The organism is Oceanibaculum sp. (assembly GCF_022449305.1).
Lineage (GTDB): Bacteria > Pseudomonadota > Alphaproteobacteria > Oceanibaculales > Oceanibaculaceae > Oceanibaculum > Oceanibaculum indicum.
The window spans coordinates 1-12,701 of the sequence record NZ_JAKUSO010000040.1; the positions used below are offsets into that span (position 1 = coordinate 1).

Genomic DNA, 12,701 nt, shown 5'->3' on the forward strand with positions numbered 1-12,701 from the left:
GACCAGGTTGCCGTGGTGATCGCCGAGAGCCGATCCCAGGCCAAGGACGCCGCCGAGCTGATCGAGGTCGATTACGAACCGCTGTCGGCCATCGCCAACCCGAAGAAGGCGCTGGAAAGCGGCGCGCCGCAGGTCTGGGACGAGGCGCCGGGCAATCTCTGCTATGACTGGGTGCTGGGCGACGAGGCGGAGATCGACGCTGCCCTCAAGGGCGCGCACCATGTGACCAAGATCGAGCTGGTGAACAACCGGCTGGTGCCGAACGCGATGGAGCCGCGCGCGGCGGTCGGCGAATATGACCGCTCGACCGGCGACTACACGCTCTACACCACCAGCCAGAACCCGCATGTCATCCGCCTGCTGATGGGCGCCTTCGTACTACAGATCCCGGAGCACCGGCTGCGCGTCGTGGCGCCGGATGTCGGCGGCGGCTTCGGCTCGAAAATCTACCATTATGCCGAGGAGGCGATTGTCACCTGGGCCTCGGCCAAGGTGAATCGGCCGATCAAATGGACCGCCGAGCGGTCGGAAAGCTTCATGACCGACGCGCATGGCCGTGACCATGTCACGACCGCGCATCTGGCGATGGACAAGGATGGCAAATTCCTGGCGCTGAAGGTCGAGACCATCGCCAATATGGGCGCCTACCTCTCCACCTTCGCGCCCTGCGTGCCGACCTATCTCTACGCCACGCTGCTGGCCGGCGTGTACACCACGCCGAAGATCTTCGCCAATGTGAAGGCGGTATTCACCCACACCGTGCCGGTGGATGCCTATCGCGGTGCCGGCCGGCCGGAGGCGACCTACCTGCTGGAGCGCATCGTCAGCCAGGCCGCGCGCGAGATGGGGCTGGACCAGGCGGAGCTGCGCCGGCGCAACTTCATCAAGCGCGAGCAGTTCCCCTACCAGACACCGGTTGCCCTGATGTACGATTCGGGCGATCCCGGCGGCTGCATGGAAAAGGCGCTGAAGCTGGCCGACTATGCCGGCTTCGAGGCGCGCCGCAAGGAAGCCGCCTCACGCGGCAAGTACCGCGGCATCGGCTTCTCCACCTATGTCGAGGCCTGCGGCATCGCTCCGTCTGCGGTCGTCGGCTCGCTTGGCGCGCGCGCCGGCCTCTATGAGTGCGGCCAGGTGCGCGTGCATCCCACCGGCAGCGTGACCGTCTTTACCGGCACGCACAGCCACGGCCAAGGGCATGAGACGACCTTCGCGCAGCTGGTGTCAGACCGGCTGGGCATCCCCATCGAGAATGTCGATGTGGTGCATGGCGACACGGCGAAGATTCCGTTCGGCATGGGCACCTATGGCTCGCGCTCTCTGGCGGTCGGCGGCGTGGCCATCGACAAGGCGCTGGAGAAGGTGATCACCAAGGCGAAGAAGATCGCAGCCCATCTGCTGGAAGCCGCCGAAGCCGACATCGTCTTCGAGAATGGCGAGTTCAAGGTGGCCGGTACCGACCGCAAGAAGGCGTTCGGCGAAATCTCGCTGGCTGCCTATGTGCCGCACAACTACCCGATCACCGAGCTGGAGCCGGGGCTGGAGGAGACTGCCTTCTTCGACCCGCTGAACTTCTCCTATCCCGGCGGCGCGCATCTGTGCGAGGTCGAGATCGACCCCGATACCGGCGTGACCGAGGTGGTGAACTTCGTCGCGGTAGACGATTTCGGCAAGGTCATCAACCCGATGATTGTCGAGGGCCAGGTGCATGGCGGCCTCGCCCAGGGCATCGGCCAGGCGTTGCTGGAGAATTGCGTCTATGACGAGCAGGGCCAGTTGCTGACCGGCTCCTACATGGACTACACCATGCCGCGTGCCGATAATCTGCCGAACTTCACCCTCGACACGCACAATGTGCCCGCACCCGACAACCCGCTGGGGGTGAAGGGCTGCGGCGAGGTGGGCGCCATCGGCTCGCCGCCGGCCGTCATCAATGCGGTGATCGATGCGCTGAGCCCGCTTGGCATCACCGATATCTCCATGCCGGCCACGCCCGCCAAGGTGTGGCAGGCGATCCGCTCCGCCCGCCCGCCGCTGGCAGCCGAATAGACCGCGTTCAGACCCGATCCAGACGAGGACGTCATCATGTACAATTTCGACTATACCCGCCCCTCCTCGCTCGACGAGGCGCTGAAGGCGCTCTCCTCCGGCGACGAGGTGAAGCTGATGGCCGGCGGGCAGACCCTGATCCCGACGCTGAAGCAGCGCCTGGCGCAGCCGACCAAGGTGATCGACCTGTCCGGCATCGCCGAGCTGAAGGGCATCAAGGTCGAGGGCAACAGCGTGGTGATCGGCGCGATGACGCCGCATGCTGCCGTCGCCGACTCGGCCGAGGTGAAGGCGAAGATCCCGGCGCTGGCCAGCCTGGCGCACGGTATCGGCGACCCGCAGGTGCGCAACCGCGGCACGCTGGGCGGCTCAATCTCCAACAATGATCCCGCGGCCGACTATCCGGCAGCGCTGATGGCGCTGGGGGCCACGGTGCACACCAACAAGCGGCAGCTCGCCGCCGAGGATTTCTTCGACGGCATGTTCTCGACCGCGCTGGCAGAAGACGAGATCGTCACCAAGGTCGCCTTCCCGATCCCGGAGAAGGCGGCCTATGCCAAATTCGCCCAGCCGGCCAGCCGCTATGCCCTGGTCGGCGTGTTCGTCGCCAGGACCGGCGGCGGCGTGCGCGTCGCGGTGACCGGCGCTGGCGAAGGCGGCGTGTTCCGGGTGGGCGATTTCGAGAGTGCCCTGTCCGCCAATTTCTCGGCCTCTGCGCTGGAGGGTGTTGCCGTGTCCGCTGACGGGCTGAATGGCGACATCCATGGCAGCCCGGAATATCGGGCGCATCTGATCGGCGTTATGGCAAAGCGCGCGGTTCAGGCCGCCGGCTGACCCTCCTCACAAGCGACTAGCGACCAACGCCCTCCCCCAGCGGAGGGCGTTTTCTTTTGTGTGCTGGACAGGCCCCGAATGAAGGCATCCCACCAACGGTCTTGACCATAATCTCGCCTTAAATAAGAATGACTATCACTTGCATAGCAAGTCGGGCGGGACGAGAACATGACAGGCGTGGAACCGGAAAAAACCATGGTGACCGTGAAGGCCAAGCCCAACGCGCGTGAGAGAGCCCTCGCCCCGGTCGATCTCCGCGACTGCCAGCATGACCGGCTGGCCATGCCCTTCGCGGAGCAATTCTCCCTGTGGGCGATGCGGCTCTGGGTCGATGGCCGGCGCGGGCAACCTGTGGAGTATGCGCTGGAAGGCGCGTTCCGTCGGCTGCACCGGCCCGATGCGCTGCGCAGCCTGGAGCTGTTCATGCTGTCGCTGGCGCATGGCGCCATCCGCCCGATCCGTCTCTGGCCCGCCTGCAGCCGTCCGGTCAGCGACGACGAGGCCCGGCTGCTTGACCTGTTGCGCTACAGCCAGGCGGGAGAGCAATTCGCGCCTGCCCTGCTCTGCCGCTCCTTCCTGCGCCCTGCCGCCGCCGCCGTCGCTGCCCGGCTGGGGCGCGATCTCGCGCTGGAGCTGGCCGGGGCCGGCCTGCATTTCCCCCTAGGCACCGCCGCCCAGCATGAGGTCCATCATGGATAACGGATGCGAAACGCACCTGAATAATCCGCATGAGGGTGGGGACTCCTTCGCCGCGCTCGACAATGGCCGGAAACTGTTGCTCTGGGGCATCCGGGTCTGGGTTGCCGGGTTGCGGCAAAACTGGCCGCCGGTACAGACGCGCGAGACGCTGATGGAAGGTTTCGCGCTGGCCTATGCGCTGGATGCCATCGATCCGCTGGAAGGCATGATGAGCATTCTGGCCGGCGGCTCCAGCCGGCAGGTCGCTGTGAATTGCCCGCGCTGTCCCGGCGTTACCGAAGATGAGCAGCTCCTGCTCGATCTCGTCTCGCTGTGCCAGCAGCGCCGGTTACGCCGCCATATGGACCGGGAGGATGCTTTCGGCCGGCTGGCCAAGCCGATCCTGACTCCGGCCACCATCCGCCTGTTCGAGCTGCCGGCCCTGCTGCTGGCCGATTGCCTGCTGCGCGCCGGCATTCAGCTGCCGCCGAAAGGCACCGACATCATACGAACAGGGCGTGCCGCATCAGGACGTCCGGATGCGGGCAATATCCTGCCCTTCATCCACCCGGCCTCGCCCCACCTGCATTGAGGCGGGTCAGCTCGCCATGACGCGGAAGGCGGTCAGCCAGCCATAGGTCATGACCACCATCAGCAGGGCGAAGCTGCCGAACACGGCAACGCTGCTGAGCACCCGGTCCATCGCATTCAGAGTCTGTTCCGACATGACACTCTCCCTCGCTAGATCATTACTGGCGGGAAGAGTGCCGCATGTTCTGCTCCTTCGTCAAGAACAAAACATGAACATTGTTAGTCGTTTGTTTTTGCTTCTTATTTCAGGTCAAAGAACGGCGCTGCCTTCAGAATCTTGTTCTCCTGACGGGCGACATAGCCCGCTTCGGCACTCTTGGCGAGGTAGGCCTGCCAGGCCGGGTCGGCCTGCAACGCGCCGCGCTTCGCCTCACGGTCGGCCAGCGACTCGTACTTCCACATATGGATGACCTGATTCAGCGGGCCGATATCCGTCACAGTGAAGTAGCCGAAGGGCTGGCCCAGATGCTTCAGCTGCACGGGGAAGCCTTCAGTGCCATAGAGCTGCAGGAATTTCGGCAGGCAGCCCGGCTTGATGTCATAGGTGCGGTGATCGATGATCATGGTCGTGTTATCCAGAATTGGTAAAGGGATAGGACATCTCGGCACGCCAGGGCGCGCCGGTCAAGCCGGCTACAGACCCTCCGCCTGCTGACGCAGCACGAATTTCTGGATCTTGCCTGTCGAGGTCTTGGGCAGCGGCCCGAACACCACCGTGCGCGGCACCTTGAAACGGGCCAGCTTGTGCCGGCACCAGTCGATCACCTGCTCCTCCGAGAGGGTTGGCGCACCGGGCTTCAGCGTGACGAAGGCGCAGGGGCTCTCGCCCCATTTCTCGTCCGGCCGGGCCACCACCGCTGCCTCCATGATCGAGGGGTGGCGGAACAGCGCCTCCTCCACCTCCAGCGAAGAGATGTTCTCGCCGCCGGAGATGATGATATCCTTGGCGCGGTCCTTCACTTCCATATAGCCATCGGGATGCAGCACGGCGAGGTCGCCGCTGTGGTACCAGCCGCCGGCGAAGGCCTCGTCCGTGGCTTTGCGGTTTTTCAGGTAGCCCATCATCACCGTATTGCCGCGGAACAGCACCTCACCGATGGTCTTGCCATCGGCCGGCACGTCCCGCCGGGTTTCCAGATCAACGACGCGCATGCCCTGCAGCGTCGGGTAATGCACGCCCTGCCGCGCCATCTTGCCCGAGCGCTTCTCCAGTTCCAGATCGGCCCAGTCCTCCTGCCAGGCGCAGACGGTGGACGGTCCGTAGGTTTCCGTCAGCCCATAGAGATGAGTGACGCGGAAGCCCATTGCCTCCATCTTCTCGATCACCGCCGAGGGCGGGGCCGCACCGCCCGTCGCCACCTCCACCACATGGTCAAAGGCGAGTTTCTGGTCGTCCGGCGCATGGATCATCATGTTCAGCACAATGGGCGCGCCACACATATGGCTCACTGTACGGTCGCGGATTGCCGGAAAGATCAGCGCCGGATCGACGCGGCGCAGGCAGACATGGGTGCCGCCGACCGCCGTGACCGCCCAAGTATAGGTCCAGCCATTGCAGTGGAACATCGGCAGGGTCCAGAGATAGCGGGTCTGCGGCCCCAGCCCGAAGGCCAGCACCTGGCCGATGGCGTTCAGATAGGCGCCACGATGGGAATAGACCACGCCCTTGGGATTGCCGGTGGGGCCCGAAGTGTAATTCAGCGCGATGGGGTGCCATTCAGCGGCGGGCGGCGCACAGACATGGCCTGAGCCACCTTCCGCCAGGAAATCCTCATAGTCGATACCACCCAGGGGACTCCCCGCCCCGCCCGCTTCCGGATCGTCGATCTCCACCAGCAGGATGTCCCGCCCCAGCTTCTTGAGCGCCGGCCCGACCACGCCGGCAAATTCCCGGTCGGCAATCAGCGCCTTCGACTCCCCATGCTGCAGGATAAAGGCGATGGTGTCGGCATCGAGCCTTGTATTGATCGCGTTCAGCACCGCGCCCAGCATGGGGATGCCGTAATGCGCCTCCAGCAGCGGCGGAATATTCGGCGCCAGGATGGAGACCGTATCGCCCGCCCCGATGCCACGCGCCGCCAGCGCCGCCGCCAGATAGCCGCAGCGCGCGCGCAAATCACGGTAACTATAGCTGGATTTGCCATGAATCACGGCGATCTTGTCGGGATAGACGAGCGCAGAACGCTCCAGGAAAGACAGCGGGCTCAAGGCCACATGATTGGCGGAACAGCGATCCAGATCGCGCCCATAGGCGCCCAGATTCCCAGCGTTGGACACGTCCCCTCCCGTTCTTGTGATGAAGGCACCCGGTTGACGGGTTGCCGTTTGTTATGCCTCATGCTCGAATCCCTGCTGACGCCCGTCAAGCTGCATGCTGGTTTCGCAGCAAACCGGGCGGGAAAGGAACAGCCATGCGCCTCGATATCTTCTCCGACGTGATCTGCCCGTGGTGCTTCATCGGCAAGCGCCGGCTGGAACGCGCCCTGCAGCTGCGGCCGATGCCGGGGCTGGAAATCAGATGGCGGGCCTTCCAGCTGAACCCCGGCATGCCGAAGGAAGGCATGGACCGGCAGGCCTATGTCGAGGCCAAGTTCGGCAGCGAGATGCGTGCCCGGCAGATCTACGACACCATCCGCCGGGTCGGCAGCAGCGAGAACATTCCGTTCGATTTCGAGAAAATCAAGCGCACCCCCAACACGGTCGATGCGCACCGGCTGATCCGCTATGCCTATGACAGCCAGCTGCAGGAACCGGTGACCGAGGCGCTGTTCCAGGCCTATTTCCTGGAAGGCCAGGATATCGGCGACAAGGAGGTGCTGTTCGAGATCGGCACCGCGCAGGGGCTGCCCGCCGCCGAGCTGCGGCCTTTCCTGGACGGCATCGAGCACAAGGCCGAAGTCGAGGCCGAATGCACCACCGCCAACCGGATCGGCATCAATGGCGTGCCCTGCTTCGTGCTGAACGGCAAATACGGCCTGTCCGGCGCGCAGGAGCCGGAGGCGCTGTTCCCGATGTTCGACCTTGCCTTGCAGGAAGAAGGCACACCCGCCGCCTGATGGCGGCTAAAGAAAGGCCGCCGGCCATGCGCTACATGCTGCGTTATCCGGTCCCGCATCGCCGCTCGCTCGATTATGCCGAAACCTGGCTGGCAGCGAACAGCAAGGGCAAGTGGAGTATTCGCTTCGGCGGCTTCATGGCGGCGCGCGATCATGGCGGGAAGCGCGTGCAGGCGCTGTCTCTCACTGTGCTGTTTGAAGAGGAAGAGGACCGCCGCCGTTTCGCGCTGAATTATCTCGGCACCGCGCTGCCGGACAGCGCCGACGACAGCCTGACCCTAGAAAAGCTGGGTGCGGCAGAAACACCTTCCGCCCCCGCACCAGCTGAAGAGCCAACTCCGCCAGCAGCACCGCCGATCATCGATGTGCCGGCCCGGTCTGCCGCCCCCTTGCGCCGGGAACAGCCGGCGGTTATCGCGCCAGCCAACAAGAAAATAATTGATCTGAAGGCTTAGCGCCCAATTCTTCAGGCTTTGCGCTCAACCCGGTCGGCAGGATCAGGGAACAGCAGGTCGCGCAGCGCGCGCCAGCTGTCGCCATCCGGCGCCATGATCAGCCGTCCCTGGTGGATGGTCGGGTCATAGGGCGTATCGTCCGCGAAGGCACCAACGCCGCCGGACTCCTTGTGGATCAGCCAGCCCGCCGCATGGTCCCAGGGCATGATCCGGCGATAGACGGAAAAATGCGTCCGCCCTTCCGCCAGCTGCAGATATTCCTGGCCGGCGCAGCCCAGCGAGAAGAAACGCCGCAGTTCCTGGGCGCGGGCGCGCAGGACGGGCCGTTCCTCGGTCGGGACGAATTTCAGGCTGATGATGCCCAGCATCTCGGACAGCGGCACAGGCTGCGACACCCGCATGCGCTTGTCGTCCAGATAGGCGCCCTCGCCCGCCTCGGCCACCGCCATGCGGTCGCGGATCGGGTCGTAGATCCAGCCGGCCAGCACCTCGCCGCCCTGCACCAGCGCAACGATGACGGCGAACATCTCCGACCCGTCGGCGAAATTGGCGGTCCCGTCCACCGGATCGATGATCCAGACCGGGCTGTCGCCCTTCAGCAGGTCCAGAACAGCCGAATTTGAGGAAGCCGCTTCCTCGCCCACCACCTCGGAGCCGGGCAGCAGGCGCTTCAGGGCCGGTGTCAGGTGTTTTTCCGATTCAAGGTCGGCGATGGTGACGAGGTCGCCTGGCCCCTTCTCATGCGCATCGCCCTCGCCCAGCGCGCGGAAGCGCGGCAGGATCTTCAGTTCGGCGGTTTCGCGCAGCAGGGCGGAGACGCGGTCGGGATCGAGACTCATGCCGGCATCCGGTTTCAGGAAAGGGGCTGGCCGGCCTGGCGGCGCTCAAACCGCGCCCGGTCGGCCGGATCGAGGCCTACCAGCAGGTGCGAATGCTCCTCGTCATCCTCACGCTCCAGCACCTCGCCATGGCGGTACAGCCAAGCCAGGGTGGCGCCGTCCGACAGATCGACATCCACACGCAGCAGTTCCCGTCTGGCGTTCAGCCGCTGGTCGAGCAGGGCGAGCAGCTCATCGGTGCCGCTGCCTTCCAGGGCGGAGACGGCCACCTTGTCCGGATCGCGCGCCGCGAGGTTCAGCACCTGGGCGCGCTCCTCCTCCGGCAGCAGATCGACCTTGTTGAGCACCTCGATGATTGGCGTGGCGCTTTCCTCCGGCGCAATGCCGAGATCGGCCAGCACCGCCTCGACATCGGCGCGCTGCGCCGTGCTGTCGGGATGGGCGACATCGCGCACATGCAAGATGATATCGGCTTCCAGGACCTCCTCCAGCGTCGCGCGGAAAGCGGCGACAAGCTGGGTCGGCAGGTCAGAGATGAAGCCCACCGTATCGGACAGGATGATTTGCCGGCCCGATGGCAGGGAGAGCCGCCGCATGGTCGGGTCCAGCGTCGCGAACAGCAGATCCTTGGCGAAGACAGCCGAACGCGTCATCCGGTTGAACAGCGTGGACTTGCCGGCGTTGGTGTAGCCGACCAGCGCCACGATGGGATACGGCACCTTGCGCCGGGCGCTGCGATGCAGCTCGCGGGTGCGCTTCACTTCATCCAGCTGGCGCTTCAGCTTCACGATCTTGTCGTCAATGATGCGGCGGTCCAGCTCGATCTGGCTTTCGCCCGGGCCGCCCATGAAGCCGGCACCACCGCGCTGGCGCTCAAGGTGGGTCCAGGACCGTACCAGCCGGCTGCGCTGGTAGGTCAGCGCCGCCAGTTCTACCTGTAGCCGGCCTTCATGCGTGCGGGCGCGGGCACCGAAGATTTCCAGGATCAGCGCCGTGCGGTCGATCACCTTGCATTTCAGGGACCGTTCCAGATTGCGCTGCTGCACCGGCGACAGGGCGGTATCGATCACCGCCACCTCGATCTCCATCGCGTCGATGACATCGGCGAAGCGTTCGACCTGCCCGCTGCCCATCAGCGTCGCCGGCGTTGCGCGGGAGACCCGCACGACTTCCGCATGGACGATGTCGAGATCGATGGCGAGCGCAAGTCCGCACGCCTCCTCCAGCCGCGCTTCGGGCGCACGGACGTCTCCGCCGCTCTTGTCGGCGGCGGAGAGCAGATCGAGATGCAGGATCAGGGCACGCGTGGAGGAAGCCTGCGTGGCAATCCCCTGATTTCTTTCGTGGGACGAATCACCCATTCCGTTGGCCGGCGTCCGTGACATCAATCGTCAGTGTCAGCGCCTTCCTTCGCCCCGTCGAACAGCTGGATCGGCTGGGCCGGCATGATGGTCGAGATCGCATGCTTGTAGACAAGCTGCGAATGCGCATCACGGCGCAGCAGAACCGAGAAATTGTCGAACCAGGTTACGATCCCCTGCAGCTTCACGCCATTGATCAGGAAGATGGTCACCGGCGTCTTCTGCTTGCGGATATTGTTGAGGAATACGTCCTGAACGTTTTGATTCTTATCAGACATCGTTGCTTTCCGTCTGTTAATTTGTTGGAGCCCGATTGCGGCTCTTGTCGCCCCGGTCTTTTCGCACATGCGAAATACCTACCGATAAATGAAATTGGGCTTCGACTCAATGGATTCAATGCCGTTTTCGGAAAGCGGCAGGGTGATCCGTCAGAGTCCGGCCCGCAGCCAGTCGGTCAGTTGTCCGCAATGCGGCGCATGCCAGGCCGGCGGGTGCAGCTTCAGCGCAGGATCGTCGGGCAGCGGGTCACGGACCAGCACCGGCACGCAGCCCGCATTATGTGCACACTCCATATCGATGGAGGTATCGCCGACGAACCAGACATCCGCACCCGGCGCGATGCCGCTGCCCTCCAGGGCCATCGACACCGGGATCGGCGATGGCTTGTCCTCGGGGGCATCCTCCGCGCCGATGATCCGTCCGAAATAGCGGTCCCAGCCAAGATGCGCCGTCTCCAGCCGCAGGGTCGGGCCGCGCTTGTTGGAGACGATGCCCATATAGACGCCTTCGGCCGCCAGATGCGCCAGCAGATCGGCCGCCCCCGGCAGCGGTTTCAGCACCGCGAGGTGATTCTCGGCAAAATGGTCGAGAAAAAGCGTCCGCGCCTCCTCCCACCGGTCGCCAAACAGCAGCGGGAAGGAATCGCGCAACGAGGCTTTCACCCGGGCACGCGTCTCCTCGACGGTCCAGGCTTGCTGGCCGAAGCTGACCAGCGTGAAGTTCAGCGCGGCCCGGATCGCATCCCAGTTATCGACCAGCGTATGGTCCCAGTCGAAGAGGACGGCGCGCGGCCGCGCCGGACAGTCCAGTGCCGCCAGGGCGCTCACGCACTCTCCTTCAGGCCGGCCATGAATTCGTCGTACCAGTCGCGCAGGCTGAGCGACAGCGTGCCGGCCCGGCCATTGCCAATGACCGTGTCGTTGATCTGCGTCACCGGCGTGACGAAGCTGGTGGCGCTGGAGATGAAGGCCTCACGGGCCTGCAACGCCTCATCCAGGCTGAAGGGCCGCTCGACGAACTTCACGCCATGCGCCTCGGCAATCTTCAGGATGCGCAGCCGGGTGATGCCGTTCAGAATGTCGTTGGTGGCCGGCCGCGTGACCAGTTCCCCCTCCTTGGTGATGATCCAGGCATTAGTCGAGGTGCCCTCGGTCACCATGCCGTCCTCATCGACCTGCCAGGCCTCGGTGGCCCCGGCCTCGCGCGCCTGCTGCTTGCCCAGGATGTTAGGAAGCAGACCTACCGTCTTGATATCGCAGCGTTCCCAGCGGATATCCTTGATCGAGATGACCTTCACGCCTTCCTCGATCTTCGCCCGGCTCGGCAGGCGCATATGCTTCACGGTCATGACCATGGCCGGCGGCGTGCCCGGCTTCGGAAAAGGATGGTCACGGCGGGCAACGCCACGCGTCACCTGCATATAGACCAGGCCGGTCTTCAGCCGGTTGCGGCGGATGATCTCCCGCGTCACCGCCTTCATCGAGGCGCGCGACATCGGCACATCGATGCGCAGTTCGCCCAGCGAGCGCCACAGCCGGTCAAGGTGCGGGTCCTCGTCCACCAGCCGCCCGTTCACCACGGTGACCACCTCATAGACGCCATCGGCGAACTGATAGCCGCGATCCTCGATATGGACGGCGGCATCCCCATGCGGGACATAGCGGCCATTGACGTAAGCGATACGGGACATGCGCAACCTCTAGCGACGCAACGGAAATGGAAGGGCGTCAGACGCCTCAGAAATACTCTAGCCGAACCGAGAACAGCTTCTCCACCTTCTTTACTGCATTGCTGGCAGCAAAAAGGATGATCCTGTCCTTGGCCTGGATGCGCGTGTCGCCGCGCGGCACGACCAGTTCATCATCGCGCAGGATCGCGCCGACGATGACACCGTTCGGCAGCTTCGCCTCGCGCAGTGGCACACCGACCATTGTGGAGGTCTCCAGCGCCTCCGCCTCGATCACCTCGCCCACCCCTTCGCGCAGTGAGTGGACAGCGCGGATACGGCCGCGCCGGATATGCTGCAGGATGGTCGAAACCGTGATGGAGCGCGGATTCACCACCGCATCCACGCCCAGCGCCGTGACCAGCGGGCCATAGGGCTGGTTGTTGATCAGCGTCACCGCGCGCTCGCAGCCATAACGCTTGGCCAGCAGCGCGCTGATGATGTTCACCTCGTCATCGTTGGAGACCGCGACGAAGGTTTCCGTGCTGCGGATATTCGCCTCTTCGAGGATTTCCGGGTCCAGCGCACTGCCGGCCAGCACCATGGTCTTGGCCAGCTGGCCCGCCGCCCGCTTGGCGCGCTCGGGCGACACCTCGATCAGCTTCACGCTGACAGCGGACTGATTTTCCTCGATGCTCTGCGCCAGGGTCAGCCCGATATTGCCGGCGCCGACGATGATGATCCGGCGCGCTTCCGGCTCCTGATGGCCGAAGGCATCCATGGCGCGGGCCAGGTGGGCGGTGTCGCAGACGAAATAGACCTCGTCCCCGGCCAGCATCTGGTCCTCGCTGGACGGCACGATCACCTTGTCGTTCCGGATGATCGCGACGACC

Annotated in this window: 15 protein-coding genes; 6 read left to right on the forward strand and 9 right to left on the reverse strand. The window is 64.6% G+C overall.

Annotation, left to right across the window (positions count from 1 at the left end):
* The 4 genes from MK313_RS12205 to MK313_RS12220 all read left to right on the forward strand — a co-directional run.
* Positions 1–2,049 (forward strand): xanthine dehydrogenase family protein molybdopterin-binding subunit (locus MK313_RS12205; protein ID WP_287781842.1); only part of this gene is annotated, 2,049 nt, incomplete at its 5' end.
* Between the two features lie 36 nt (positions 2,050–2,085).
* A complete protein-coding gene (locus MK313_RS12210; protein WP_287781843.1) occupies positions 2,086–2,883 on the forward strand; it encodes an FAD binding domain-containing protein in 798 nt (265 codons plus the stop codon).
* 168 nt (positions 2,884–3,051) lie between these two features.
* Positions 3,052–3,582 (forward strand): hypothetical protein, encoded by a 531-nt coding sequence (locus tag MK313_RS12215; RefSeq protein WP_287781844.1) that lies wholly within the window; start codon positions 3,052–3,054, stop codon positions 3,580–3,582.
* Positions 3,575–4,153, forward strand: a complete 579-nt coding sequence (locus MK313_RS12220) for a hypothetical protein (protein ID WP_287781845.1) — start codon at positions 3,575–3,577, stop codon at positions 4,151–4,153. The genes MK313_RS12215 and MK313_RS12220 overlap by 8 nt, the downstream gene beginning before the upstream one ends.
* 6 nt (positions 4,154–4,159) lie before the next feature.
* Here MK313_RS12220 and MK313_RS12225 read toward each other — a convergent pair whose 3' ends face one another.
* From MK313_RS12225 to MK313_RS12235, 3 genes are all read right to left on the reverse strand, one after another.
* Complete coding sequence (locus MK313_RS12225) at positions 4,160–4,288, reverse strand: hypothetical protein (RefSeq protein ID WP_272943347.1); 129 nt, start codon at positions 4,286–4,288, stop codon at positions 4,160–4,162.
* Positions 4,289–4,392: 104 nt separating this feature from the next.
* Positions 4,393–4,716, reverse strand: coding sequence for an NIPSNAP family protein (locus MK313_RS12230; RefSeq protein ID WP_008943565.1), 324 nt, complete (start codon positions 4,714–4,716; stop codon positions 4,393–4,395).
* Between the two features lie 69 nt (positions 4,717–4,785).
* Positions 4,786–6,429 (reverse strand): acyl-CoA synthetase, encoded by a 1,644-nt coding sequence (locus MK313_RS12235; RefSeq protein WP_287781846.1) that lies wholly within the window; start codon positions 6,427–6,429, stop codon positions 4,786–4,788.
* 134 nt (positions 6,430–6,563) lie between these two features.
* Between MK313_RS12235 and MK313_RS12240 the strand changes: the two genes are divergently transcribed.
* Complete coding sequence (locus MK313_RS12240) at positions 6,564–7,208, forward strand: DsbA family oxidoreductase (protein WP_008943567.1); 645 nt, start codon at positions 6,564–6,566, stop codon at positions 7,206–7,208.
* 26 nt (positions 7,209–7,234) lie between these two features.
* On the forward strand, positions 7,235–7,663 hold the full coding sequence (locus MK313_RS12245) for a hypothetical protein (RefSeq protein ID WP_287781847.1): 429 nt from the start codon (positions 7,235–7,237) through the stop codon (positions 7,661–7,663).
* Between the two features lie 11 nt (positions 7,664–7,674).
* On the opposite strand, the gene MK313_RS12250 is transcribed toward MK313_RS12245, so the two are convergent.
* The 6 genes from MK313_RS12250 to trkA all read right to left on the reverse strand — a co-directional run.
* Positions 7,675–8,502, reverse strand: a complete 828-nt coding sequence (locus MK313_RS12250) for an inositol monophosphatase family protein (RefSeq protein WP_287781848.1) — start codon at positions 8,500–8,502, stop codon at positions 7,675–7,677.
* A 14-nt stretch (positions 8,503–8,516) separates the two neighbouring features.
* Positions 8,517–9,863 (reverse strand): GTPase HflX, encoded by a 1,347-nt coding sequence (gene hflX / locus MK313_RS12255; protein WP_287781849.1) that lies wholly within the window; start codon positions 9,861–9,863, stop codon positions 8,517–8,519.
* A gap of 23 nt (positions 9,864–9,886) precedes the next feature.
* Positions 9,887–10,141, reverse strand: a complete 255-nt coding sequence (gene hfq / locus MK313_RS12260; RefSeq protein ID WP_008943571.1) for an RNA chaperone Hfq — start codon at positions 10,139–10,141, stop codon at positions 9,887–9,889.
* A gap of 150 nt (positions 10,142–10,291) precedes the next feature.
* The gene (locus MK313_RS12265; protein ID WP_287781850.1) at positions 10,292–10,969 is read right to left on the reverse strand and encodes an HAD family hydrolase; all 678 of its coding nucleotides are present in this window, start codon (positions 10,967–10,969) and stop codon (positions 10,292–10,294) included.
* Positions 10,966–11,832 carry a D-amino-acid transaminase gene (locus MK313_RS12270; RefSeq protein ID WP_287781851.1) on the reverse strand — a complete coding sequence of 289 codons (867 nt, stop codon included), beginning with the start codon at positions 11,830–11,832 and terminating at the stop codon, positions 10,966–10,968. Before MK313_RS12270 ends, MK313_RS12265 begins: the two co-directional genes overlap by 4 nt.
* A gap of 46 nt (positions 11,833–11,878) precedes the next feature.
* The coding region (gene trkA, locus MK313_RS12275; protein ID WP_287781852.1) for a Trk system potassium transporter TrkA at positions 11,879–12,701 on the reverse strand (823 nt) is incomplete at its 5' end.